At 31.6% G+C, this 26,244-nt stretch carries 19 protein-coding genes and 1 pseudogene; 12 read left to right on the top strand and 8 right to left on the bottom strand.

The window, feature by feature from the left end; translation table 11 throughout:
- Positions 1-152: 152 nt before the first annotated feature.
- Complete coding sequence (locus tag FBFL15_RS07355; RefSeq protein ID WP_014083985.1) at positions 153-911, top strand: hypothetical protein; 759 nt, start codon at positions 153-155, stop codon at positions 909-911.
- Positions 912-1,033: 122 nt separating this feature from the next.
- Here the strand turns inward: FBFL15_RS07355 and FBFL15_RS17255 are convergent, their stop codons facing one another.
- Both FBFL15_RS17255 and FBFL15_RS17250 read right to left on the bottom strand, forming a co-directional pair.
- The gene (locus FBFL15_RS17255; RefSeq protein WP_462917098.1) at positions 1,034-1,498 is read right to left on the bottom strand and encodes a group II intron maturase-specific domain-containing protein; all 465 of its coding nucleotides are present in this window, start codon (positions 1,496-1,498) and stop codon (positions 1,034-1,036) included.
- A 60-nt stretch (positions 1,499-1,558) separates the two neighbouring features.
- A pseudogene (locus FBFL15_RS17250) lies at positions 1,559-2,404 on the bottom strand (reverse transcriptase domain-containing protein); the annotation flags it as partial.
- Between the two features lie 821 nt (positions 2,405-3,225).
- Between FBFL15_RS17250 and FBFL15_RS07340 the strand changes: the two are divergent.
- The 8 genes from FBFL15_RS07340 to gyrB all read left to right on the top strand — a co-directional run bounded on the left by FBFL15_RS07340 (position 3,226) and on the right by gyrB (position 13,817).
- Positions 3,226-3,963, top strand: coding sequence for a DUF6630 family protein (locus FBFL15_RS07340; protein ID WP_014083984.1), 738 nt, complete (start codon positions 3,226-3,228; stop codon positions 3,961-3,963).
- Between the two features lie 287 nt (positions 3,964-4,250).
- Positions 4,251-4,748 carry a hypothetical protein gene (locus FBFL15_RS07335; RefSeq protein WP_014083983.1) on the top strand — a complete coding sequence of 166 codons (498 nt, stop codon included), beginning with the start codon at positions 4,251-4,253 and terminating at the stop codon, positions 4,746-4,748.
- Positions 4,749-5,106: 358 nt separating this feature from the next.
- A complete protein-coding gene (locus FBFL15_RS07330) occupies positions 5,107-5,484 on the top strand; it encodes a hypothetical protein (RefSeq protein ID WP_014083982.1) in 378 nt (125 codons plus the stop codon).
- Positions 5,485-5,827: 343 nt separating this feature from the next.
- Positions 5,828-7,831: a T9SS type A sorting domain-containing protein gene (locus FBFL15_RS07325; protein ID WP_014083981.1), complete on the top strand. Its 2,004-nt coding sequence runs from the start codon at positions 5,828-5,830 to the stop codon at positions 7,829-7,831.
- Positions 7,832-8,375: 544 nt separating this feature from the next.
- The gene (locus FBFL15_RS07320; protein ID WP_014083980.1) at positions 8,376-9,182 is read left to right on the top strand and encodes a DUF2314 domain-containing protein; all 807 of its coding nucleotides are present in this window, start codon (positions 8,376-8,378) and stop codon (positions 9,180-9,182) included.
- A gap of 362 nt (positions 9,183-9,544) precedes the next feature.
- Positions 9,545-10,279, top strand: a complete 735-nt coding sequence (locus FBFL15_RS07315; RefSeq protein WP_014083979.1) for a hypothetical protein — start codon at positions 9,545-9,547, stop codon at positions 10,277-10,279.
- 284 nt (positions 10,280-10,563) lie between these two features.
- Positions 10,564-11,607, top strand: a complete 1,044-nt coding sequence (locus FBFL15_RS07310; protein ID WP_014083978.1) for a dienelactone hydrolase family protein — start codon at positions 10,564-10,566, stop codon at positions 11,605-11,607.
- 272 nt (positions 11,608-11,879) lie between these two features.
- The gene (gene gyrB, locus FBFL15_RS07305) at positions 11,880-13,817 is read left to right on the top strand and encodes a DNA topoisomerase (ATP-hydrolyzing) subunit B (RefSeq protein WP_014083977.1); all 1,938 of its coding nucleotides are present in this window, start codon (positions 11,880-11,882) and stop codon (positions 13,815-13,817) included.
- A gap of 143 nt (positions 13,818-13,960) precedes the next feature.
- On the opposite strand, the gene FBFL15_RS07300 is transcribed toward gyrB, so the two are convergent.
- Positions 13,961-14,152: a hypothetical protein gene (locus tag FBFL15_RS07300; RefSeq protein WP_044032208.1), complete on the bottom strand. Its 192-nt coding sequence runs from the start codon at positions 14,150-14,152 to the stop codon at positions 13,961-13,963.
- A 164-nt stretch (positions 14,153-14,316) separates the two neighbouring features.
- On the opposite strand from FBFL15_RS07300, the gene FBFL15_RS07295 reads away from it, so the two are divergent.
- Positions 14,317-16,716 (top strand): glycoside hydrolase family 31 protein, encoded by a 2,400-nt coding sequence (locus FBFL15_RS07295; RefSeq protein ID WP_014083976.1) that lies wholly within the window; start codon positions 14,317-14,319, stop codon positions 16,714-16,716.
- Positions 16,717-16,773: 57 nt separating this feature from the next.
- A complete protein-coding gene (locus FBFL15_RS07290; RefSeq protein ID WP_014083975.1) occupies positions 16,774-17,493 on the top strand; it encodes a phytanoyl-CoA dioxygenase family protein in 720 nt (239 codons plus the stop codon).
- Here the strand turns inward: FBFL15_RS07290 and FBFL15_RS07285 are convergent.
- From FBFL15_RS07285 to FBFL15_RS07270, 4 genes are all read right to left on the bottom strand, one after another.
- Positions 17,483-19,516 carry a protein-disulfide reductase DsbD family protein gene (locus FBFL15_RS07285; RefSeq protein WP_014083974.1) on the bottom strand — a complete coding sequence of 678 codons (2,034 nt, stop codon included), beginning with the start codon at positions 19,514-19,516 and terminating at the stop codon, positions 17,483-17,485. The genes FBFL15_RS07290 and FBFL15_RS07285 overlap by 11 nt on opposite strands.
- The gene (gene tilS, locus FBFL15_RS07280; RefSeq protein WP_014083973.1) at positions 19,513-20,823 is read right to left on the bottom strand and encodes a tRNA lysidine(34) synthetase TilS; all 1,311 of its coding nucleotides are present in this window, start codon (positions 20,821-20,823) and stop codon (positions 19,513-19,515) included. The genes FBFL15_RS07285 and tilS overlap by 4 nt, the downstream gene beginning before the upstream one ends.
- Positions 20,813-21,985, bottom strand: coding sequence for an ATP-binding protein (locus FBFL15_RS07275; protein WP_014083972.1), 1,173 nt, complete (start codon positions 21,983-21,985; stop codon positions 20,813-20,815). Before FBFL15_RS07275 ends, tilS begins: the two co-directional genes overlap by 11 nt.
- An 856-nt stretch (positions 21,986-22,841) precedes the next feature.
- The gene (locus tag FBFL15_RS07270) at positions 22,842-24,134 is read right to left on the bottom strand and encodes an anthranilate synthase component I family protein (protein WP_044032486.1); all 1,293 of its coding nucleotides are present in this window, start codon (positions 24,132-24,134) and stop codon (positions 22,842-22,844) included.
- Positions 24,135-24,407: 273 nt separating this feature from the next.
- Here FBFL15_RS07270 and FBFL15_RS07265 point away from each other — a divergent pair, with 273 nt between their 5' ends.
- Entirely contained in the window at positions 24,408-25,274 is an 867-nt protein-coding gene (locus FBFL15_RS07265; protein WP_014083970.1) for a DUF4349 domain-containing protein, read from the top strand.
- Between the two features lie 194 nt (positions 25,275-25,468).
- On the opposite strand, the gene FBFL15_RS07260 is transcribed toward FBFL15_RS07265, so the two are convergent.
- A complete protein-coding gene (locus FBFL15_RS07260) occupies positions 25,469-26,176 on the bottom strand; it encodes an ABC transporter ATP-binding protein (RefSeq protein WP_014083969.1) in 708 nt (235 codons plus the stop codon).
- Positions 26,177-26,244 lie beyond the last annotated feature (68 nt).

Below are 26,244 nucleotides of genomic sequence, written 5' to 3'. Positions count from 1 at the left end.
CCCGTAAGCTAACGGTACGAAAGCGAAAAAATTAAGAGGAATAATAAATAATTATTATTGTAAATAATTGATTTACAAAACATTAATAAAACGTTAGTTAGAATATTTTGAAAAATCGTTGAAATAAGAAAATATAATTTAAAAAACAGAGTATGAAAAGTTTAATTAAATATCTATTTTTAGTTTTAAGCATTTGTTTAACATCTTGTTACGGAACAGATGATGATACTGATAAAGTTTGTAATGGAAATTGTAATACTTTTAATGGTAGAATATATACAGAAAACAATGTTGGAATTTCTGATGTCGAAATTACATTATCCTATTCATTAAATCAAATCGGAGCAAATTACAATCGAATTATTGCGAAGTCTAAAACAGACAGTAATGGAAATTATAATTTTGAAGCTTTTATAAAAGACAACGAATTTAATGTAGGTTTTTTTCATTTAACTATAGACCAAAATAAAATTGAAAATGCAATTACAAGTGAATTTTATAAACCTTCGGAATTAGTAAATCAAGTTGCACCAAATATTAATGAATGTATAATCCCAAATTTAGAAAATAGAACTCAAATAACAAATATTGATTATAAAATTCCATATAAAACAAACCTAACAGTTAATTTAAACAATTTCAATTCAACAAATCCAAATGACCGATTTGGCGTTGGCAACAGAATACCATATGGATTTCAATTAGATATTAATAGGTTTTTAACAAAACAAAATACTGATACAGGATTTGGATACGCAAATGGAGTTAATTCAACTATTATAATTCCAAGTGTTTACGGAGAAAACAATTTTCGAGTTATAAGATTTAAAAACGGTTTAGACGAAGGTACAAATGAAACAATACTAGTCAATAATCCAAACACAAACTTGCCAATAAATTATACATATTAATACATCGCACAATCGAGTAGACTGCCCTGCCAGAAACTAGCAGGGAGAGCCTCTCAAATGTTCACATTCACGAAATCCTAAAAAAACAAATAAAACTTTGAGTACACCACCGAGCATACGGGTCACGTACTCGGCGGTTCGCAAAGAGATGGATTGAGTTGAATGTAAAGTTCTGTTAATGAGACATATCCTCGTTTCTTCAAGCGTTGTAGGGTTATGGTTGTAATAAAAATGGGGCTCTGTGCTATTGCCCAACCTCCTTTGCGTGTTCTGCTCCATGCGTATGCGTGGTCGGGGTCAACGCCAAGCCGTAAAAGGTTTTTCCTCTTGCGTTCGGGTTTCTTCCAGTTGTGCCAAATGCAGTAGCGTAGTCGGTTGCGTAACCAGCCGTCTAAATAGCGTAATTTGCCCATAATACTTGTGCCTTGAAAATAGTTTAACCATCCTCGTTGTACTTGTTTTATTTTGGCAATACGCTCTTCAAATGTGGCTGGGGTGGTTTTTGCTTCGCCAGTTCGCAAATGCTCGGGTCGGGTAATGGCTTTTAGCTTCTCTTTTAGCTTCTTCCATGCCTTTTCGGCTACCACGAGTTGGTATTTGTTTTTGCTCCCTTTTTCATACGTGGGTACGAATCCAAAACCAAAAATTGTGAAGTTGGTTGGTTTTCTAATTCCGCTCTTCTCTTCATTTATTGTCAATTTGAGCTTGTTTTTCAGGAATTTATCAATTACCACTCGAGTAGCTTTCGCCTGATTTTCGCTCTTGCAATAGATACTAAAATCATCGGCAAAACGTACAAATTTGTGTCCTCTTCTAGTCATTTCTTTGTCCAATTCGTGGAGCAAAATGTTTGATAATAAAGGACTTAAAGGAGAACCTTGCGGAACGCCTTTTACTCACACTTTTTTATTGTTTTATTGGAGTTCGTGAATGCGAGCATTTCTTCGTTTTTGCAGTTTTCCGTTGATTTTTATCGGTGCTTTGAGCCAGTTCCGAATGAGTTTTAGCGTTGTTTTGCATTGTATCTTTTTGTAAATCAAATTCATCAATAAACAATGGTCCACTTCATCAAAAAATGATTTCAAATCGGTGTCCACAATGTAATTTAGTCCTTGATGGATGTATTCCAATGCTTGTCCAACGGCTTGTCGGGCGTTTTTATTGGGTCTAAATCCATAACTTTGACTGTTAAATTCGGGTTCAAAATAAATCGCAATGTATTGACTAACTGCTTGTTGCAATACTCTTTCGGTAGTAGTTGGAATGCCCAATAATCGGGTTTTTCCGTCTCCTTTGGGAATTTCTATCCCTAAAATGGGTTGAATTTGGTAGTTTCCCTGTTTAATATCTTCAATAAGTTGCGTTTTCTTTTGCGTAAAAACCGCTCGGATTTCACGCACCGAAACGCCATCAACACCCGCACAACCTTTGTTGGCAATCACGTGTTTCAATGCTTCTTGAAGATTGTAAGGATGTACTATTCTTTCTATCATTTTAGTTGTTTTTTAACCTGTTTTCGTTAAATAGGGCTACTATGCGTTCCGATATTCATTGAAAACCTCTTTGCGTTCAGTCCTTCCTTGCTTGTGAGACCTGTGCATTTCTTTTGCACCTCGTTTGTCACAAGTACTATGACCTCTGCTGACTTCTTGACCTAACCAACTCGTGGTTGCCAAGACCTCCCCTGGTAAACGCTTTTTCCTTCCGTCTATCCCCGCTGCATCTACATCTAATAGGTTTTGTATTCTTCGGAATTTACGCTGACGTGGACGCTCATCCCCTACTAAATGCCTCTTATGCAATTTACTCACAAGTTTTTATTATTTTTTTGGTGTTCGTGATATCGCTTCGCTAAATTCTGTTCGTCGGTACAGACTTTTGCCGTTTATTCACGAAGTTTTCATTTTTTTTTTGGGAGTTCATGAATGCTTCGCATTTGGCTTCCTTCAGTGCATACCTCACGATAAACCACCTTGCCACGTGCTAACGATTCGGGTTTCAACCGCTCGTAAGGGACTTACACCCTCTGGAAAAATTCGGACACACCCCATAATTAATTAGAAAAAAATTTGTGTTTTAATCAAAAATTTGTGTTTTTGAGTTTTTTCTAATGCTTACGGGGTGTGCCCTGCGGATGCAGGGCACACACAGCGGTTTTGCAATATGGCGGGTTTAGTGCTAAAAGTAAACTTTGTGCATCAAAGAAAGTTAAGTGCTAAAATAAAAAATCCGTTTTCAAAATCCGCAACTTCGTGAAGCGGCGACAAGTTGGCAGTAATGCGACCGAAACAGTAATTAAATAACAACAAAAAAAATGAAAGAAAAAACATACTATCTCATTCTAATAATTTTGATTTTAAGTTCGTTGACATTTGGATACTTGTTTGACTTGAACTTTAAATATTGGATTGGAAATATTGGAGTTTTAGTTTTATTTATATGGTGTAAGGATGAATGTACAGGTAGGAAATGGTTTGAAAAAACTAAACCTAAATTGCCACATGAACCTTCGCCAATGGATGATATGAATGAAGAAGAGTATAATAAGTATGTCGAAGAAAATTATCCTCTAATTTCTGAACAAGAAAAAAGCGGTTACATTTCACTTGTAAAACTTTGCTTAGCTTCAAAAATGCAAAATAATTTAATCTCATTTTTTGAAAAACTTAGAGACTATACAAAAGATGAAGATTATATGACAACTCTTAATTATGTTATGGAATATTCTGATAAAAAGAACTTATTCTTCATTATGTCTCTTGATTGGAAACAAGACATTGAGACTTTAGAATGGAGATTGAAAAATTCACTACACAAAAATTTTGGTTTATCTATTGAATTACCAAATCCAACTAACTATGAAAAACGAGTATCAGTTTCATTCGATAATATTTTTGAAGACTATGACAAACCATTAAGAAATCAAGGACTACAAATGGGATTTATCGACACACAATCAGATGAGTATGTTATTTTTGTTCATAAAATAGTTGACAAAGAAGAGATTGAAAATACAGTAAGCAAAATTGGATACAAATATTACGAAAAATAGCACTACCGCTAACAAGGGTTTTGCGTCAGGCGGGCTGAAGTGCAAAATTCAACGACAGTTTTTCAATTAAACTATAGTAATAAAACCAGCTTTTGTGCTTCGAAAACCCGCCCGAACGCAAAGCCCCAAACCGTCAGTCTGTGAAAAAACAAACTCAAAAAGAGAAAGAATTCGGATACCTGTAGGAGAAAAATTCCATACAGCCAATTCTCAAAGACTCATTTTGAGTTTTTTCACAGTCTGACGTGTTGGAAGAAAGTTTATGAGAACATAACGAAAAAAAATAAATGAAAAAATATCTATACATTATAATAATAATTTCAATATTTTCTTCTAAAGATAACATTATAAATGCCCAAGAAAAAAAATCTGAAAAGGTTGAGAATATTGAAAATTTGGTTATTGGAATTGAATTTCCAATCAATACTAAATTTACAATAAAAGTTACAAAAATAGACGAACTCAATTTTAAATATGAAATTTTGAAAACTGAACCTTACAACAAAAAACTTGAAATGTGGAATACTGGAAACTTATTTGATGAAAATGGAGAAACAGAAACTATCGAGTTTTATTTTGCTGAAACTACAAACAATAGTAATATTTTAGTAATGCAAAGCAGGTCAAAATATTCTATTAAGTTTAAATCTAAAATTCAAACAGAAGAAAATGGAGAATTCAGTGTAATAGAAAATGTTGGAACACATAAAGGCTCTAAAACAACCGAAATTTGGGCAAAAAAAACATATAAAATAAGACTAAGTAATTTTGAATTAAAAAATTAAAACCTTCTGCCAACAGCTAGAGTTTCGTTGCGGCTGAAAGCCGAGCAATGAATTATAATCAACGAATACCTATAAAAAATAAAATCCATGAGTTAAACCGATTACATTCACGACCCTTATGGGTTTATCGAAAAGTTTTTTGTTAGAATTTTAAGAGGATTTGGTTTTTTTTGCTATTGATTACAAAAGAAATTCCTTGAATATGTTGCATGGTTAAAAATGCGAAATATTTTATATAACCAAATAAATTTACTTATTTTTGCTAAAAAAGATTGTGGGGTTTTTTCACAGTCTGACGTTAGCGGCAAGCATCTAACAAATCTCGTCTTATAATAAGTTGACTAAAAATTAAACGCTTATGGAATACTTTTTAATACTATTTATTGTCTGTATATCGGTTGCACTTTGGTGGTTAAATTGGCAACACAACAAGTCAAAAGATTTTAGAAAATTAATTGAGCCTAAATTGGAACAGAATGGACTGAAATATGTAAAAGAAGAATATCCTGGGATTTTTAAAGTTGGTCCGTTTAAGAAGTTTGAAATTGAAATAGGTAAACCTCAAATAAATAAAGGAACAATTCAATATGAAAAAACATATTACAGAAAAATTACAGCAATAGCAAATAACAAAAAAGAAGTAGAAATTTGGGCGAAAATTGACACTAGTTGGTTCAAAGAGGATTCTGTGGAATTTAACCCTAAGCTTAAGAATATAAATAAAGCCAGCCACTAACAGCTAGAGTTTCCTTGCGGCTGAAAGCCGAGCAATGAATTATAATCAACGAATACCTATAAAAAATAAAATCCATGAGTTAAACCGATTACATTCACGCCCCTTATGGGTTTTTCGATAAGTTTTTGGTTAGAATTTTAAGAGAATTTAGTTTTTTTTGCTATTGAATACAAAAGAAATTCCTTGAATATATTGCATGGTTAAAAATACGAAATATTTTATATAACCAAATAAATTTACTTATTTTTGCTAAAAAAGATTGTGGGGTTTTTTCATAGTCTGCCGTTACCTGAAAACTTAAGAGCTGCCGTCCTAAAATTGGTTGACTAAAAATTAAATTCAAATGGAAAAACAAAATAAAAACTATATATTAAATGTAATTTCATTTATATTATGTTCGCTTTCTTTAAATGCTCAAACGACCATTTTACCAATTAATTCCTATGGTGTTTGGGACAGATCAAATACTTATGATATTTCAGTGAATACTGATTACAATTATTTGCGAGGCAAAAGTGCCGATGTAAACTGGGAAGATGTGCAACCAAATAACTCAAATCAATACGATTGGTCTGAAATTCAAACTATATTACAAGCAGCTTCCAACAACAATCAGATGGTTAACATAAGTGTAGGAGTTGGACCCGATGCTCCAGCTTGGATTTACGCAAATGGTGTGGAGAGTGTCGCTACTAATGATACACAACATCCAAATTGGACACAATATCCGTATTATTTAGACATCGATTATAAAACCTATTATTTCAATATGATCGACAGTTTCGGCAATTTCTTACGAACACTTCCTTCAAATTTATTCAGTAAAATTGCATATATTCAGGTAAAAACTGGCTGCACAGGTGATGAAGTTGCCTATAAGGGAACTCCCCTAAATGCTACTTATACTATTTCCGATAATCAATGGCGTGCGTTCCGTTTAGAAGTATTTGAAAAATTTAGACTAACGTTTAACACAGGGAATAGTAACACCCAAATTGGACTTCTTTTTAATAATATTGATCCTGTTGACGAACCTTTAGAATGGCAATGGGTTACCAATAATGTTACTTATGGATTTGGCACCAAAGGCGGAGCCTATGCTAGAGGACATCACCTTTCAGATGAACAAGATTTCAAAACAACATGGACACCATATCTTGTTAATCCACAAGGATTACATTTATTCTCTGCTGCCGAAATGGATCAAACATGGACAAAACCATTGTACCAAATTAATGTTCCGTTAGGCTTTTATTGGGGCGCATTAAGCGGACTGAATACAGGACTTTCGGTTTGGCTTGTTACCCAAAGTGCGTTGCAAGAAGCACAAGCAAGGCCCGAACTACATGACGTTTTTAAGATGTTTAATAAATATTCCAAGCAAATGTATCCTAGCACAGCAGATGCTGCATATTCCATTTTCCACGAAGGGTTAAATTCTCAAAATACCGTTAAATTTCCAGAAAATATTTATGGTCAAGCCAACCAATCCAATCAAGCTCGTTATACCGCAATATGTAATGCGTATGCAGCCAAAGGTGCACAAATGGATCATGTATTTGCGGCCACGAAAGGTCAAGTTTGGCAACGTGACCAACAAACAGGGTATAATGATGCTGGATGGAATATTCATGAAGGGAATTACGAAAGATGGATTACTCAAATAAATCCAAATGAAACATCCATCGGTCTTTTCAGGGTAAGAGGGGTTTTAAATTCAAACTCATCAAAGTACGACCGTTTTGCACGTTCTTTTGAAAATAGCAGTGGTAAAGACACAATGTATTTTAAATTCGATTCGGATGTTTTTTCACTTTCAGATCCAAACAGTTTAACATTTAAAATTACGTGGCTCGATAAAAACGCAAATTCGACTTGGGCATTAAAATACTATAATTCATCTGGCTTACAGACTGCGTTATATATAACAGGTATTGGTGACAATCAATGGAAAACAACAAACGTAACCATACAAAATCCAATTATAACCCAAAATGGGGTTTTAGGTTCTGACTTTATGTTGGTAAACACAGATACTATTGACGATATTTTTCATGGTATTGAGGTAGATATTACCCGAACAGGTACCTTATCTTCTATTGATTATAATTCTGAAAACTCTGAAACATTAATTTTTCCCAACCCAACATCGTCTATAATTTATTGGAATAAAAATATTGTGCTTGATGAAATTATTATTTATAATTCAAAAGGGCAAGTAGTTTCAAATATCAATAACCCTAAAAACAATTCATTTAGCTTAATAAATTTGGAGAAAGGGATTTATTTTATTGTATTTCTCAAAGAGAAAAAAAGAGTTTTAACCAAGCAAGTAATAAAAGAATAAAAGGTGCTAAAATTAAAAACAAAGCCCGCAGCTAACAGCTAGAGTTTCGTTGCGGCTGAAAGCCGAGCAATGAATTATAATCAACGAATACCTATAAAAAAATAAAATCCATGAGTTAAACTCGTGTTTAACGAATTGAAAGAAAACGAATACCTATTAAAAAATAAAATCCATGAGTTAAACCGATTACATTCACGCCCCTTATGGGTTTTTCGAAAAGTTTTTGGTTAGGATTTCAAGAGGATTTAGTTACTCTTTTTTATATCTATTTATTTACACCTACAAGGTTTTGGAAACCTTACAGGTGGGATAACGTAATTCGCCACTCCCACACAAATCCCTTCGCATGCTTATCAAAAATTCCTTGAATATGTTGCATGGTTAATTGTACAAAAAATAATAATAAAAAACACTATTTTATTTCATAGTTTTTTATTATTTTTAAAAAATATTTAACGGCAGTTTTTTCACAGACTTACGTTGGCAGAAATGTTGCCCTAACAGTAACGAACATAGAAAAAACAAAAAAATAAGACAATAAATTATGACAGATAAAGAAATATTTTTTGCAGATGGAAATAACCCAAATATGATTGAAGCATTTAAAAATGCACAAGAAACTTTTAAATATTTTTGGAGAGAATTATCGTGGGAATATCGAAGAATTATTCCTGCACTCACAGTTGCTTGCGTGAAAATCGCCTTTACCCAAGACACTGACAATGGACAAATTGTTGAACATATGTGGATTAACGATGTACAGTTTGACGGAAGCAATGTAAAAGGAACTCTTGTTAATAGTCCAAATGAATTAACCAATGTTTCAAATGGAGACTTTGTAAATATTCCATTAAACCAAATTAGTGACTGGTTATTTGCGACTTACAGCAGTCAAAAACCAAAAAAAGGTTTATCAAAACTGTTTTCTTCTACACCAAAGCCTGTAACATACGGAGGATTTACTATTCAAGTAATGCGTTCTGAAATGACAAATCAAGAACGAAAAGAACACGATAGTGCTTGGGGATTAGACTTTGGCGATTTTAATGAAATTTTGCTTGTAAATGAACAAAAAGAAAACCCAGAAAACTTGATAGAACACCCAATGAGCAAAAATATGAGAGAAAAGCTTATTGAATTTTTAAAAGAACACTCTGATGAAATAACCAACCGAGACGAATACGGCTTGACTTTATTACACAAAGAAACGATTGCAGGGAACTTGACTTCTGTTGAAGTATTATTGAGTAATGGAGCACACAAGAATATAAAATCTAATCAAGGAGAAACTGCTTTAGACTTTGCAAATAAAATGAATTGGCAACATATAATACCAGTTTTGGAAAAATAAACACTCCTGCCAACATCTAGAGTTTCGATGCGGCTGAAAGCCGAGCAATGAATTGTAATCAACGAATACCTATAAAAAATAAAATCCATAAGTTAAAATCGTGTTGAACGAACTGAAAGAAAACGAATACCTATAAAAAATAAAAATCCATGAGTTAAACCGATTACATTAACCCTCTTAATGGGTTTATCGAAAAGTTTTTGTTAGCATTTTAAGAGGATTTAGTTCCTCTTTTTTTATGAAAATTTGTAAATAAATGCTATTTGATTTCAATGTTTTTTATTATTTTTGAAAAATATTTAACGGCAGTTTTTTCATATAACTCTGTTTGCTATTTTTATTTAAAAAAACCGAATAATAAAATGATATTGAAGTACAAGAATTATGAAATTGAATTATTTGAAGAGCAAAATTATACATTAAATTCAGCCGATAATTTAAGATTTTATAATAAAATTTACTTTGAAGGCAAGCATCAAGAAGACCGATTTTACCCAAACAACAAACTAGCTATTATTGTTAAAGAATTTGAAATTGAAATTTCAAGTGCCTTAATTTGTGAAATTGGAGGACAAAATAGCGTATTTAAAAATTCTTTTATCATAGAAGATGACAAAATTTGGATTCGAGTTTGTAATAAAATTTACTGTTTAGAAATACCTAATTTAGAAATACAATGGAATAGAGAGTTTGATTTTGCTACGGTTTTTAGTTTTGTAAAAATTGAAAATGATTTCATTACTCATGGCGAATTAGAAATAAAAAGAATTACAAGAAATGGAGAAATAGTTTGGAGTTTTGCCGGAAGAGATATTTGGGTAAATATAGAAGGTAAAGCTGAATTAAAAATAGAAAATGATACAATCATATTATTTGATTTTGAATCAAATAAATATGTATTGAATTTTGTTGGACAATTAATTGAAGACTATCCGAATATATTTTCTAATAATAATGAAATATGTGTAATAAATTTATATAAAAAAATATATATTAATCATATAAACAGCATTTTTAAAAAAATAAAAAATACCTTAAACTACCGTAACCTGATTGTATTCGTTTGGATTTGTACTAATTCGTTTAGCAATTCATAATGAAACTGAAACTAAAAATGAATTCAACTAAAGAACTAAACTTACCTAAATTGTTGCCTCTTTTTTACCAAAAAAGGGTTTAATTGTTTCATTTTTATATTATTTTTGTGGCTACCAATATTGCCAAATGTCAAATAATACAATAGTCAAGCAGGAGCAATATAATATAGTATAAATATTATATAATTATTAATTTTGAAAGGTATTTTTACATTAAAAGAAACTATAAAAAATATAAATTATATATTAAAAAAAAATAATTTTATTTTAAAAGTACATTATATATGAAAAAAAGAATAATTTTATACATTTTTTTGATATTAAGTCCGATTTTAGCTTTTTGTCAATTTGATCCAAAAACCGACAAATACATACAAAAAAGCTTATTTGTAAATAAAGATACCATTAATTATCACCTCTATTCAAAAGGTACTATAGAAGGAAAAAACAAAATTCTCATTTTTTTTCATGGCTCTGGGCCAACCCCTTTGTTTAGCGAGGCAATTCATATTGATACTTTAAGCATAATTGAAAACGGTGAAACCAAGAAAAAAATTCAAAAATCGAAAATAATGGGCTCTAGTGTGCCTTTTGATTTAGATAAAATTCCAGATGAGTATCTTTTTGTTTTGATTTCAAAAAAAGGAGTGCCATTTATAAATATCAATGAGACGTTTAAACCGAATAAAATATTTTATGAAAACGAAGGGCTTGATTATAGAGTTTGGCAAGGGAATAAAGTCATCAATGAATTAACAAAAAATGGGATTAAAAAACCCGATAAGTTAGTAATCATAGGTCATTCTGAAGGTTCTGATGTAGTTGCCAAACTAGGACATCAAAATAAAAAAATAACTCACGTAGGTTTTTGGGCAGGTGGAGCCAATACCCAATATTATGATTTTGCCTTATTGATTCAAAAAGAGGTTCAAAACGGTAAAATAACCCAAACTCAAGCCAGCAAATCATTAGATTCGTTGTTTATTGAAATAAAAAATATTGAAAATGACCCCACCAATACAAACAAACAATGGCAAGGTAATTCCTATCGTAGGTGGTCGAAATTTGCAGAACCTTCTTTAGATAATTTATTAAAAATCAACAAACCAATATTTGTAGCAGTAGGCGGAAAAGATGAAGCTGTACCAATTGAAAGTAGTTTGTTAATTCCAATTGAGTTTATACGACACAAAAAAAACAATTTAACTTTCAAAATATATCCAGAATTCAACCATTCATTTGCAATAGCGCCCAAAAACGAAAACGATAATTGGGATTGGAAATGGATGACTGTTTTTGATGAATTTATAAAATGGGTAGAGGAATAATATTTTTTATTTACAATTTATATAAAAATGTAAATTTATTAATATCTTTTTTTTGGATTAAATACATCATAAAATGTTTCATGTTGTATTGATACAACTTTAATTTAGCCTCAATATGTTTATTAAAATGGTTAAGCATCAAATTTCAGGCCAAAACACAAAATTTTGTTGATAACTCCATTAGATTTTTAATAAAAAATACACCTAGTTAATTTTCAATTTTATATATTTGCGTGTTATAGTCAAAAAAATCGAAAAAGAATAAATTTTATATGAGCGACGAAAATAAGAATAAATATTCGGCTGATAGTATTCAGGCATTAGAAGGAATGGAGCATGTTCGTATGCGACCATCAATGTATATTGGAGATGTGGGTGTCAGAGGATTACACCATTTGGTTTATGAAGTAGTAGATAATTCTATAGATGAAGCCATGGGAGGCCATTGCGACACGATTAGTGTAGCAATCAACGAGGATGGTTCTATAACAGTTGAAGATAATGGACGAGGAATTCCTGTTGATTTACACAAAAAAGAAGGGGTTTCTGCCTTGGAAGTGGTCATGACTAAAATTGGTGCAGGAGGTAAATTTGACAAAGATTCTTACAAAGTTTCGGGTGGTTTGCACGGTGTAGGGGTGTCTGTTGTAAATGCTTTGTCCAATCATTTAAGAGCCACTGTTCATCGAGATGGCAAAGTGTATGAACAAGAATATGAAAAAGGTAAGGCTTTATATCCCGTAAAACAAATTGGTACCACCGAAAAAAGAGGTACAATTGTTACTTTTTATCCAGACGAAACTATTTTTCAACAAACAATAGAATATTCTTACGATACCTTATCGGCAAGGATGAGGGAACTTTCGTTTTTAAATAAAGGAATTACCATTACATTTACCGATAAACGAATTGTTGATAAAGAGGGACATTTTCAATCGGAAGTTTTTCATTCAAAAGAAGGTTTGAAAGAATACATTCGTTATTTGGATGGCAACAGAGAGCCAATAATTGCTCATGTGATATCGATGGACAACGAAAAAGGCGAAATTCCTGTAGAAGTTGCCTTAATTTACAATACCAGTTATTCAGAAAATATTTTTTCTTATGTAAATAACATCAACACCCACGAAGGAGGAACCCATTTGCAAGGATTTAGAGCGGGACTAACCCGAACACTAAAAAAATATGCCGATGCGTCGGGGATGTTAGAAAAATTAAAATTTGAAATTGCAGGAGACGACTTTAGAGAAGGACTTACTGCTATCATTTCTGTAAAAGTTTCGGAGCCACAATTTGAAGGGCAAACTAAAACAAAATTAGGAAATAGAGAGGTTGTATCGCCTGTAAGTCAGGCTGTTGCAGAAATGCTTGAAACCTATTTGGAAGAAAATCCAAATGATGCCCGTATTATCATTCAAAAAGTAATACTAGCTGCCCAAGCCCGTCATGCGGCAAAAAAGGCTCGAGAAATGGTACAACGAAAAACCGTTTTAGGCGGAGGAGGTTTGCCTGGTAAATTATCAGATTGTTCAGAACAAGACCCTGCTCGATGTGAAGTTTATTTGGTCGAGGGAGATTCGGCAGGCGGAACAGCCAAGCAAGGAAGAGACAGGGCTTTTCAAGCAATTTTGCCATTGAGAGGTAAAATTTTGAATGTAGAAAAAGCCATGCACCACAAAGTTTTTGAAAACGAAGAAATTAGAAATATATTTACAGCTTTAGGTATTACTATTGGAACTGCCGAAGACAGCAAAGCCCTTAATTTAGAAAAATTACGTTATCATAAAGTAATCATCATGTGTGATGCCGATGTGGATGGAAGTCATATTTCTACTTTGATATTGACTTTCTTTTTCAGATTTATGAAAGAACTGATAGAACGTGGACACGTTTATATAGCAGCACCACCATTATATTTAGTTAAAAAAGGAAATAAAAAAGAATATGCTTGGACAGACGATCAACGAGACAGGGCCAATGAACGTATGGGAGGCAATGCTGGTATTCAACGATACAAAGGTCTTGGAGAGATGAATGCCGAACAATTATGGGAAACCACCATGGATCCTAATTTCCGAACATTAAGACAAGTAAACATTCAAAGTTTGGCCGAGGCCGATCAAGTATTTTCGATGTTGATGGGAGACGAAGTTCCTCCTAGACGAGAATTTATTGAAAAAAATGCTGTTTATGCAAAAATTGATGCTTAATAATGGTATATAATTCAAAACCCATCTATATGATGGGTTTTTTTGTGCTTTAATTTGATGTAATATCAATTTATACCAAATATACATATAAAATAGTTCTATATATTTTTTATTTTTTGATGAAAATTAAGAAAATTTTAGTTTTATTCGTGAGTTTCTTCTGTATATGTTGTAGCCAGCTGTGCAATTATTTTTTCTTTTAATAATGGGAGTAATTTTAGCAGTATGCTAGTATTTACCGGATTTTGCGTTAGGGATAGTAGTGGAAATCCTTTTGTGCCAGGGTTTGGCACAAAAGATTGCAACGGATAGCCCGACCCTTGGGGAACGCCCAAAAATTGTTTATATAAATTGTTGTTTTATTTAGAATTTAATCAACAATACAAAAACAATACTATAACGTTTGCGTAAAAAAGTGATATTTTTAATGAATAAAGTCTATTTTTTTTGTATGTTTGAATTTCTAAAAAACAACAACAATTCATAAACTATTTGAAGCATGATTACCAGTACCGAGCTCGAATTCAAAGGCGATTTATATCCCTCCAAGATAGCATCTTTTAAAAAAGATGTAGATAGTGTTTATTTTTATACAGATAATAATGTCATATTAAAAGTTACTGTTTTGAGAGACAGTCTCTTGCGATTTAGATATACCGCCAAAGGGTATTTTAGCAATGATTTTTCTTATGCCATTGACAAAACACAATCGCATGGATTTAATTTTTTGGAAGTTACAGAAAATACAGAATATTTTCAAATAAAAACAAGCAAAGTTATTTGTAAAATTCAAAAAATAGACCTCCGAGTGTCTATATTGGACTTGGAAGGAATGCCAATATTAGAAGACGAATTAGGATTTCATTGGGAAGAGAGCTACCATTTTGGGGGCAATATTGTCAAAATGAGTAAATCCAGCAAAGATGGCGAGTGTTTTTATGGCTTAGGCGACAAGGCAACCCATTTGAATTTGAAAGGCAAAAGAGTAGAAAATTGGGCAACCGATCAATATGCTTTTCAAAAAGACCAAGAACCGCTATATAAGGTAGTACCATTTTATATTGGACTACATGATAAAAAGGCTTATGGAATATTTTTTGACAACACTTTTAAATCATTTTTTGATTTTGCACATGAGCGTCGCAATGTAACGAGCTTTTGGGCAGAGGGTGGCGAAATGAATTATTATTTTATATATGGTCCAGAAATGCAGGATGTTGTAACAACCTATACCCATTTGACTGGCAAACCCGAGTTGCCGCCTATGTGGGCTTTAGGATACCATCAATGCAAATGGAGTTATTATCCAGAAAGTAAGGTAAAAGAAGTAACCAATAAGTTTAGAGCACTTGAAATTCCGTGTGATGCCATATATTTAGATATTGATTATATGGATGGTTTTAGATGTTTTACATGGAATAATGATTATTTTCCAGACCCCAAACGAATGGTTTCCGAGTTGGCAGCCGACGGATTTAAAACTGTAGTGATTATTGATCCAGGTATCAAAATTGATAAAGATTATTGGGTTTATAAAGAAGCCTTGGACAAAGATTATTTTTGCAAACGAGCCGATGGGCCTTATATGAAAGGAAAAGTTTGGCCTGGAGAATGTAATTTTCCAGATTATACCAATCCAGAAGTAAGAGAATGGTGGGCAGGTTTGTTTAAAGAATTAATATCAGATTATGGCGTAAAAGGTGTTTGGAACGACATGAATGAGCCTGCTGTAATGGAAGTTCCGGGCAAAACATTTCCAATGGACGTACGTCATGATTTTGACGGAAATCCATGTAGCCATCGAAAAGCACACAACATATATGGAACGCAAATGGCTCGAGCTACGTATGAAGGGGTCAAACAGTTTGCATATCCAAAAAGGCCTTTTATTATTACCCGATCTGCTTATTCGGGAGCACAGCGTTATACGTCGTCATGGACGGGCGATAATGTAGCCAGCTGGGAACACTTATGGATTGCCAACATTCAAATGCAACGAATGTCTATTTCTGGAATGGGATTTACAGGCTCTGATATTGGTGGATTTGCAGAGCAACCGTCGGGCGAATTGTATGCTCGATGGATACAACTTGGGGTTTTTCATCCATTTTGTAGAACCCATTCGTCTGGGCATCACGGTGATCAAGAGCCTTGGTCATTTGATGTTGATGTAGTAAATATTACAAGAAAATTTGTAAATTTACGTTATCAATTGCTTCCTTATTTGTACACCATGTTTTGGGAATACATCAACGATGGTGTACCAATGTTAAAACCATTAGTCTATTATGACCAAGCTGATTCGCAAACCCATTATAGAACAGACGAATTTATTTTTGGAAACCAAATATTAGTTTGCCCAATATTGGAACCAAATGCACAAGGACGTAGAATGTATTTGCCTTCTGGAAATTGGTACAATTATTGGACAAACGAACATACGACAGGCGGTAGAGAATTATGGGTACAAACAGATTATGATCAAATTCCGCTTTTTGTTAAAGAAGGCGCTGTGATTCCAAAATATCCAATTCAACAATATGTAGGAGAAAAAGAGTTTGACGAAATAACTTTGGAAGTTTATTATAAAAACGGAAAAGAAAAATCAGAACTTTTTGAAGATGCACAAGATGGATATGATTATAATAAAGGCCGTTACAGCTTGTCGAAATTTAATTTACGAGGCAAAGACAAAGAGCTTATCATTCAACAACATCGGGAAGGCAAATTTGAAACACCCTACAAAAAATTCAAAATCAAATTGATAGGGCTTCCATTTCAAATAGCTAAAATTGAATTTGACAACGAAGAGGTTACATTTGAATCTGTTTTGTTTGACGGTAACAACAGCATTACAATAGATAAAGATTTTACAGAATTACACATTATTGGGGTATAAAATAACTTAAAAAGCAATTTGAAAAATTATTTCAAATTGCTTTTTATTTTTTAAAACATGACAGATTTAAGACAAACATTTGAAAATGAAGGTTTTAGTATAATAGAATCTTTTTATACAACTTCAGAAATACAGAATATTCAACTTGAAATAGAGGCGTTTATAAGCCAAACAAATCAATCAAACCTTTTTGGTAAACCATCAAAAGATTTATTTGCTATAAGACAATTTATAAAGGTATTTCCGGGACTTATTCCCCATATTTTTAATAAAAAAATGCTCCAATTGATTGCTCACCATTTTGGTGAAAACTATTTTATGACCAAATCTATTTATTTTGACAAACCACCATTATCCAATTGGTTTGTGGCAAATCATCAAGATATTATTATTTCGGTTGATCAAAAACAAGATGCTGAGGGATTCAAAAATTGGACAATCAAACAAAATCAGTTTGGAGTACAACCTCCAACTAACATCTTGGAACAAAACTTTACCATCAGAATCCATTTGGATCATACCACTGCACACAATGGAGCATTGAAAGTGATGAAAAAATCACATTTGAAAGGCATTCAAAAGGTTGAAAATATTGCATGTTATGATACCGAAATATGTGAAGTAGGACAAGGAGGACTATTATTAATGAAACCCTTGTTGTTTCATGCGTCTGACAAAACAAAAAATGAATCACGTAGAAGGGTGATTCATTTAGAGTTTAGCAACCAATTATTGCCGAAAAATTTGAATTGGAACGAGCAATTACTTATTTTTTAAAATTTTTTATTCCCATTTCTAACCAATTTTTATAATATTGACTGTCTGGATTATAACTTGTTGTAGGAGTAGTTTTATTCAAATTATTTCCTTGTAAATCTGTCATTACATATAAGGGTTGTGTATTGGTTTTGTATTTTGAAATCATAAAATCAGTCCATTTTTCGCCAATGGTTTCAAGTTTTGCCCCTGTTGTTTTAGAAATTGTTTGTTGTGTTTCAGGCAATTCTCTTTTATCGTCAACATATAACGAAATCAGCACCACATCATTTTTTAAAATGGGCAAAACAGCTGGATCAATCCATACAGTATTTTCCATTTTTCGACAATTTACACAAGCATGTCCAGTAAAATCGAGTAATATAGGTTTGTTTACTTTTTTGGCATAAGCCAAACCAATTTCATAATCATCAAAAACGATCAAATTATGAGGGCCTTTTTTGGCACCATTTGGCAACAAAAGATCACTTTTTGTAGCGTTACCTCCAAGTCCCGATGGACTTTCGCTATACTCTAATGGTGGCGGAAAAGCATTGATGAGCTGCAAAGGAGCTCCCCAAAGCCCAGGAATAAGATACACTGTAAAAGCCAAAATGAACAAGCCAACATACAATCGTCCAACCGATATTTTTGCTAAAGGACTATCATGAGGCAAAGTGATTTTTCCAAACAAATACAAAGCTAAAGTGCCAAAAATAGCAATCCAAATAGCTATAAATACTTCTCTTTCAAGCAAGTGCATTTGAAGCACTAAATCGGCATTGGACAAAAATTTGAAGGCCAAAGCCAACTCTAAAAAACCTAAAAAAACTTTTACTGTATTGAGCCATCCGCCCGATTTTGGTAATGAATTAAGCCACCCAGGAAATAAAGCAAAAACCATAAATGGTAAGGCCAAGGCTAATGAAAATCCAAACATACCAAGTATAGGTGCAATGCCACCATTTGATGCTGCTTGTACTAAAACCGTTCCTACAATGGGGCCAGTACAAGAAAAAGAAACAATTGCCAAGGCTAAAGCCATAAACAATATACCAATAACACCCCCTCTGTCTGCTTGGCTGTCTATTTTATTTGCCCAAGAATTTGGCAACATAATTTCAAAAGCACCCAAAAAGGATGACGCAAAAAAGACCAATAACACAAAAAACGCTAGGTTAAAATATACATTTGTAGAAAGAGCATTCAAAGCACCCGCACCAAAAATGGCAGTAACAGCAAGCCCTAAAACAACATATATCAATATGATAGCTATTCCATAAATCAAAGCATTTTTCTTACCCTGTGCTTTTGTTTTACTCTGTTTAGTAAAAAAACTTACCGTCATTGGAATCATTGGAAACACACATGGCGTTAGTAATGCCGCAAAACCGCCTAAAAAAGCATAGAAAAATATAGACCAATTACTTTGATTTTCAACTTCAGGTTTAACGCCTTCAGGTTGTATTGCTGTGGCAACGGCACTTGTGGTTGTTGGTGTAGCCTTAACTTCTTGTGGGGTATTAGAACTGTTTTTAGAGGTGTCTTCTTGAGTTGAAGCCGCATTTACGACTTCATTAGAGGCTGCATTTACCGTTTTAGGAAGTGTAAATAAAAAATCTTTTTTGTCGTTTATACAAGCGTCTTTACATACTTGATACTCTAAATGCAAATCAATTTCAGTAGTTTTTGGATTAACTATCTTGACTTTTTGCGTCAGTTGAACTTTGGTTTCAAAATAATATTCATCTACCTCAAAAATGTCATTATATTGTTTTTTATAGGTACTTTCTTTTGTTTTTCCAATTAATTCGTAATTACCTTTAGTGTTTTTATAAGACAAGGTCATAGGCAAAGGCCCGTTGTCTGGTGTAAATTGCGAATAAAGATGCCAACCACTATCGATAGCTCCATTAACAATCAATAAAAATTCATTTTCAGAAATTTTATCAATTTTGGTAGTCCATTTTACTGGGTTTTTTATTTGTGCTTGTATTTGGAATAATCCAATAATTAAGAATAAAAATAAAAATAATTTTCTCATAAATTTGATTTAATTTGCAATATATTTATAGTATTGTTGTTTGCAGCAAAACGTTCATCTTGTCTTTTATCAATTACCCAAACAATTTGATCGTCAGAACATAAAAGCCAAGTAGATTCTTTATCTAGTGCTGAAAATTTTTCGTCTTTAAAATATTTACTTATTTTTTTTGATTTGCCTTTCATCCCTTTCGGAAAAAAAATATCGCCCAACTGCCATTTTCTAATGCATAATGGAAATTTTAATTGATCTGCATCAACAAAAATAGTGTTATTTTTTGAATTTGAAATACAGTCAACCTTTGAAATGTCCAAATTTAAGGGAAAATTAACTTTTGTTTGATTTTTATCAATCCAAAAAAAAGAATTTATCGTTTCTGAAATTGGTTTCAAAATCAGTTGTTCTCTGTTTTTTAATAATTGAAATTCTTTAGAAAAAACTTGCTTCCCTGTTTGACTGTCAATCAAATCAAAAATGTCTGTCCATGCTTTAAAACCATAATCTTTGAGCCAATAATACAAATAGGCTTTGAAATTTGGAAGTTTTTTAATTGCAACCAAATCAAAATAAATGACACCATTTTGCATCAATGTCAATTTTTCAAATAACAATGTAGCAGCATCCTTTGCTAATGTTTGAGTATCGTCTAAAAATAATTGTGCTTTCTGAAAATTATTTAAAAAAGATGGGTTTAGTTCTTTCAAAATGGGTACTATTTGATGTCTGATTTTATTTCTCAAATATTTATCAGAAGCATTGCTACTGTCTTCCCTCCATTGAATATTATTTTTTAAAGCGTAATTTTGTATATTTTCTCTTGAAAAATACAGTAAAGGTCTAACAATGTTGTTATTGTAAAACGGCATTCCTTTCAAACCGTCTATACCAGTCCCTCTGCTTAAATTGATAATAAATGTTTCTAAATTATCATCTGCATGATGTGCCGTTGCTATAAAATCTATTTCATGCTGCTTCAAAATGTTTTGAAACCATTCATAACGCAAATTTCGGGCGGCTACTTGTGTAGAAAGTTTATTGTCGTTGGCAAATTGCAAAGTTTCAAATGATTTAACAAACAACGGTATATGTTTATTCGTACAAAAAGTAGCAACAAATTCTTGATCTCCTTGACTTTCTGTGTCTCGAAGGTTAAAATTGCAATGAGCAATAGCTATTGAAAACTTAGTTTTTATAAACAAGTCAGTCAAAACCATACTATCTAAACCACCACTAACCGCCAAAAGTATTTTCTTCCCTTCCAAAAAAGGCAACTTGTTTTTTATTATTTGTTTAAATTTATTCTCCATCAAAATAAGTGTTTAAATCATACCAACTCACAACTTGAGCAATCGTTCTTGTTTGATTTTCTAATCCATTATATATCAATGTTTTACTTTTGATTAAATCATTAGCTAATTTTTCAAAATATTCTATACCTTTAAATAAATCTTGTGATATAGTTGAGGTAGATTTGATTTCGACAACTTTCAATTTTTCATCATCTTGTATTAATAAATCTATTTCATGCCCGCCAGAATTTCGCCAAAACCAAAATTCTTGCATCATGTTTTTATGATAATTTAGTTTGATACTTTCAGAAACAACCATGTTTTCAAATAAATTTCCTCTATAAGAGTTTAACTTAATTTGATCTGGATTTTTGACTTTTAATAAATGACATAAAAGCCCTGTATCATAAAAAAACAATTTTGGACTTTTAATTACCCTTTTATCAAAATTTTTATAGTAAGGCTGTAATAAAAATATTATATAACTGCTTTCCAAAACTGAAATCCAAGATTTTGCAGTGGGTTGAGATATACCACACTCATTGGCCATAGCATTCAAATTCAATAACTGTCCTGCTCTTGATGCACACAAACTCAAAAAGGTTCTAAATGATCGTATGTCTCTCACATTAACTAGCTCTGAAATGTCTCGTTCAATATATGTTTGCATATAATTATTATAAAAATTTTTATACGGTATGTCTCTGTCATATACAGCTGGATAACTCCCTTTCAGAATATAATTGATATAGTTATGTTCTAACAATTGGTGATTTTTTAATTCTTCTAAATCAAATGGAAAAAGTTTAAATAGTGCCACTCTTCCTGCTAAACTTTGTGTGATGTTTTTCATCAAATGAAAATTTTGAGATCCTGATAAAATATATTGTCCCATAATTTTATCTTCATCAACTATCGTTTGAAGGTATGAAAATAAATCTGGTTCTCTTTGTGCTTCATCAATAATACAAAATTTAGAATATTGTTTGAAAAAACCTTTAGGATCATTTCTAAAAAAAGTTCTCATATCTGGGTTTTCTAAACTCAAATATTGATAATCCGGAAATAGTTCTTTTAGAAGTGTTGTTTTTCCTGATTGTCTAGGCCCAGTTAAAGCTATAATTGGGTATTTGTTTTTTAGAAATAAGATGGATTCTACAATGGTTCTATTAACTATCATAACTGTTTGTTTTACAACACAAAAGTAAAATTATTTTTTTAAATTGCAATAGTTTTTTTATTATTTTTTTTAAAATTACACGACCTCTATTTTGAAATTACACAACTTCTATTTTGAAATTACACAACTTCTATTTTGAAATTACATAACTTCTATTTTGAAATTACACAACTTCTATTTTGAAATTACACAACTTCTATTTTGAAATTACACGAATTTTATTTTGAAATTACACAAATTTTATTTTGAAATTACATAACTTCTATTTTGAAATTACACGACTTCTATTTTTAAATTACACAAATTTTATTTTGAAATTACACGACTTCTATTTTGAAATTACATAACTTCTATTTTGAAATTACACGACTTCTATTTTGAAATTACACGAACTCTATTTTGAAATTACACAACTTCTATTTTGAAAATACACAACTTCTGTTTTGAAATTACACGACTTCTATTTTGAAATTATACGAATTTTATTTTGAAATTACACAAATTTTATTTTGAAATTACACGACTTCTATTTTGAAATTACACGACTTCTATTTTGAAATTACACGACTTCTATTTTGAAATTACACGACTTCTATTTTGAAATTACACAACTTCTATTTTGAAATTACACAACTTCTATTTTGAAATTACACAACTTCTATTTTGAAATTACACGACCTTTATTTTGAAATTACACAACTTCTATTTTGAAATTACATAACTTCTATTTTGAAATTACATAACTTATATTTTGAAATTACATAACTTCTATTTTGAAATTACACAACTTATATTTTGAAATTACATAACTTCTATTTTGAAATTACACGGCTTTTATTTTGAAATTACATAGTAGTTACTCCAATACTTCTAACAGCGCTTTTGCCTTTAAGAGGCATTCCTCATATTCGTGTTTTGGAATTGCATTTGCTGTTATTGCACTACCTACATGAAAAGAAATATATTGATTATCTGCATTATACAAAATACTTCTAATAATTACATTAAAATCAAAATCACCACTTGGAGTAAAATAGCCCATACAACCACTATAAACCCCTCTTTTTGTAACTTCTAATGCTTCAATTATATGCATCGAAGCTATTTTTGGGGCACCGGTCATACTACCCATCGGAAAAGTATTTTTAATCACTTCAACTGATGTATAATCCGTTTTGGCACAGGATTTTATAGTCGAAATCATTTGATGAACTTGTTTAAATGTATATATTTTACAAAATTCCTCTACATGAACAGATCCTTTTGTAGCAATTTTAGATAAATCATTTCTAACTAAATCTACAATCATGATATTTTCTGATCGTTCTTTTTGATTTGATTCAAGATTATGCTTGCTTTGTTCGTCGTCTTGTTCATTTGCAAACCGCTTGGAAGTTCCTTTTATTGGCTGCGATATTACCGTTTGCCCCGTTTTTTGTAAGTACCTTTCAGGAGATGCACACATGATAAACTTTTGATGGTTTTTAAAATATGCCGCAAACGGTGCTTTTGATATTTTATCTAGGTTAATATATTTTTCTAATGGATTTATTTTTTGATTTGCATAAAATTCCATACAAAAATTCGCTTCATAAATATTACCTTTTTGAATTTCTTTTAGTATTTTTTGTATTATTTCTTCATACAAAATTGGATCTAAACGTTGTTGTACTTTTATGGTATCTTTTGAAATATGCATTGAAGGTTTTGAAGCTATAATTTCATTAAAATCCGACTCCATTTCGTCTTCACAAAATTTTAAATACTGCATTTCTAAGGAATTTCCTTTAACTATAAATATTTTTTTGGGTTGAAAAAAAAATAAATCATCAAAATATATGTGGTCTGCATTTTTCGAAAATAATACTTCCACATCATTCTTCAAATCATAGCTTATATATCCAAAAATCCAATCTTTAATATTGCTTTGATATTGTTGCAAATCATCAAAAGCATTATAAAAATCTGTTTTTATTGATGTAAATGCTTCACATGCAGCAAGATAATCAAATTTTGAATATTGATTTCTATTATTAAACTGCACGTTGCTATCAAGAAATAAAATTTCTCTATAGGGCTGTGTCCAATGCAATAATTGGATTTTGAAACTTTCTGGATCTGTTAGTTCTTTAAAAATAATCGTTCTCAAAGATTTTAATTTTTTAGGAATTGCATTCAAAAATACATTTTTTTTTGATAACAATGATATATTTTAAAAGTTTGGCATGATTTTTATACTACTTATTTCATAACTTCTAATATTGCAAAAATTGATATAAAATTACTATTTAAAAATAACATATTGAATATTTAAACTAATAAATAATTAATAAAAATAAATAAATTTTTAAAATTATTTTATTATGAAATTTAAGATTATTATAAAACCTATCAATAGTGTAAACAAATAAATTTTATATATATGAAAAATTGGAATCATTTGGGTTATGCTGGCCTCATTTTGGCCACTACAATTGTTGCTTGTAAACAAGCAGAAGCACCAGAAACTACTGCATCGGAAGTAGATGCAAAAGCAGTATCCTCATCAGCTGCCGTTCAAAAAGATGATGGACGAAAAATTATTCGCACGGCCGATATAAAATTTAAAACCAAAAATGTTGCAAAATCTACTTATGCTATAGAAAATGCAGTTAGTAAATTTGGAGGTTTTGTTACTTTTACCGATTTAAACAGTCAAATAATAGAAAAATCTGAAGTAAAAATTGCTCAAGATTCAATTCTCGAAATTACCAAATACACTGTTTTGAACGACATGACTATTAGAGTACCAAACACAAAATTAGATACGGTCATCAAAATTATTGCCAAAGAAATTGATTTTTTAGATTCCAGACAAATCAAGGCCGATGATGTTTCATTACAAATTTTAGCCAATCAATTAGCACAAGTCAGAAAAAATGCTCATGCAACTAGATTAGAAAATGCCATCGACACTAAAGGCAAAAAAGTAACTGAAATATCTAATGCAGAAGAGGATTTAGAAACCAAAAAACAAGAAAACGACGAAAAAAAATTAGACAACCTTTCATTAAAAGACAAAGTTGATTTTAGCACACTTTCCTTACAATTATATCAAAACGAAAGCATCAAAAAAGACATTAAACCTTCCGAAAAAATGTTTCGACAAGGTTTTGGACTCAAAATTGTAGATGGCCTACAATTTGGATGGTACCTTATAGAAGATATGATAACTTTTATTATCCAATTTTGGTCTTTAATCGTATTAAGCCTATTAGGTTTTATATTATATAAAAAATATTCTAAATAATAATATTTTAAATTCAATAAAAAGATAATTTATTATAACTACAAAATGCAACTCATCAAAAAAAGCTAACCTATTGAAATAGCTTATAAACAATAAAAAAAACAGCCTATAAATATATTTTTATTAAGCTGTTTTTTTTATACATATTTATAACACTTATCTAATAAAAGCTTACCCTCCAAGCTTTACATAAACTACTCTTTTCCAACAACTAAATGGGTATTAACTGTATCACTTTCAATAATACCATCTCGAAGTCGAATGATTCGATGGGCATAAGCAGCAATATCTTCCTCGTGAGTTACCAAAATAACCGTGTTCCCTAGTTGATGAATATCGCCAAAAAGTTTCATTATTTCTACAGAAGTTTTACTATCCAAATTCCCTGTTGGCTCATCAGCCAAAATAATAGAAGGTTTATTTACCAAGGCTCTAGCCACAGCAACACGTTGCCGTTGCCCTCCAGAAAGTTGATTAGGCTGGTGATCCATTCTATCGGCCAAATTGACTTGCTTCAACACTTCGGTAGCCCTAATATTGCGTTCGCTCTTCGAAAATCCAGCATAAACCATAGGCAACGCCACGTTGTCTAAAGCCGTTGTCCGAGGCAATAAATTAAACGTCTGAAAAACAAATCCAATTTCTTTATTCCTAATTTCCGCCAATTGATCATCATGCATCTGGCTCACATCTTTTCCATTCAAAATATAAGTGCCAGACGTAGGCGTATCCAAGCAACCTAAAATATTCATCAAAGTCGATTTCCCCGATCCTGAAGGTCCCATGAGGGCAACATACTCTCCTTTTTTAATTTCAAGATTCACCCCCTTTAACACATACACTATTTCATTACCAAGAACGAAATCTCGTTTAATATTACTTATTTTGATTAATGTTTCCATAAAATTGCTGTTTTTTTGACATTGCTAATCCATTAGTTAGCAAATACCCGTTTTAGTTACAACAAATG

The sequence above is a fragment of the Flavobacterium branchiophilum FL-15 genome (assembly GCF_000253275.1).
GTDB lineage: Bacteria > Bacteroidota > Bacteroidia > Flavobacteriales > Flavobacteriaceae > Flavobacterium > Flavobacterium branchiophilum.
Note: the sequence above shows the minus strand (reverse complement) of the source record. Positions and strands in the feature narration are given on the sequence as shown.

Coding starts and splice junctions, on each gene's coding strand:
- FBFL15_RS07260 (WP_014083969.1), bottom strand. CDS start 26,176: ATGGAAACATTAATCAAAATAAGTAATATTAAACGAGATTTCGTTCTT.
- FBFL15_RS07325 (WP_014083981.1), top strand. CDS start 5,828: ATGGAAAAACAAAATAAAAACTATATATTAAATGTAATTTCATTTATA.
- FBFL15_RS07320 (WP_014083980.1), top strand. CDS start 8,376: ATGACAGATAAAGAAATATTTTTTGCAGATGGAAATAACCCAAATATG.
- FBFL15_RS07310 (WP_014083978.1), top strand. CDS start 10,564: ATGAAAAAAAGAATAATTTTATACATTTTTTTGATATTAAGTCCGATT.
- tilS (WP_014083973.1), bottom strand. CDS start 20,823: ATGGAGAATAAATTTAAACAAATAATAAAAAACAAGTTGCCTTTTTTG.
- FBFL15_RS07275 (WP_014083972.1), bottom strand. CDS start 21,985: ATGATAGTTAATAGAACCATTGTAGAATCCATCTTATTTCTAAAAAAC.
- FBFL15_RS07355 (WP_014083985.1), top strand. CDS start 153: ATGAAAAGTTTAATTAAATATCTATTTTTAGTTTTAAGCATTTGTTTA.
- FBFL15_RS07285 (WP_014083974.1), bottom strand. CDS start 19,516: ATGAGAAAATTATTTTTATTTTTATTCTTAATTATTGGATTATTCCAA.
- FBFL15_RS07330 (WP_014083982.1), top strand. CDS start 5,107: ATGGAATACTTTTTAATACTATTTATTGTCTGTATATCGGTTGCACTT.
- FBFL15_RS07295 (WP_014083976.1), top strand. CDS start 14,317: ATGATTACCAGTACCGAGCTCGAATTCAAAGGCGATTTATATCCCTCC.
- FBFL15_RS07315 (WP_014083979.1), top strand. CDS start 9,545: ATGATATTGAAGTACAAGAATTATGAAATTGAATTATTTGAAGAGCAA.
- FBFL15_RS07290 (WP_014083975.1), top strand. CDS start 16,774: ATGACAGATTTAAGACAAACATTTGAAAATGAAGGTTTTAGTATAATA.
- FBFL15_RS07265 (WP_014083970.1), top strand. CDS start 24,408: ATGAAAAATTGGAATCATTTGGGTTATGCTGGCCTCATTTTGGCCACT.
- FBFL15_RS07335 (WP_014083983.1), top strand. CDS start 4,251: ATGAAAAAATATCTATACATTATAATAATAATTTCAATATTTTCTTCT.
- FBFL15_RS07340 (WP_014083984.1), top strand. CDS start 3,226: ATGAAAGAAAAAACATACTATCTCATTCTAATAATTTTGATTTTAAGT.
- gyrB (WP_014083977.1), top strand. CDS start 11,880: ATGAGCGACGAAAATAAGAATAAATATTCGGCTGATAGTATTCAGGCA.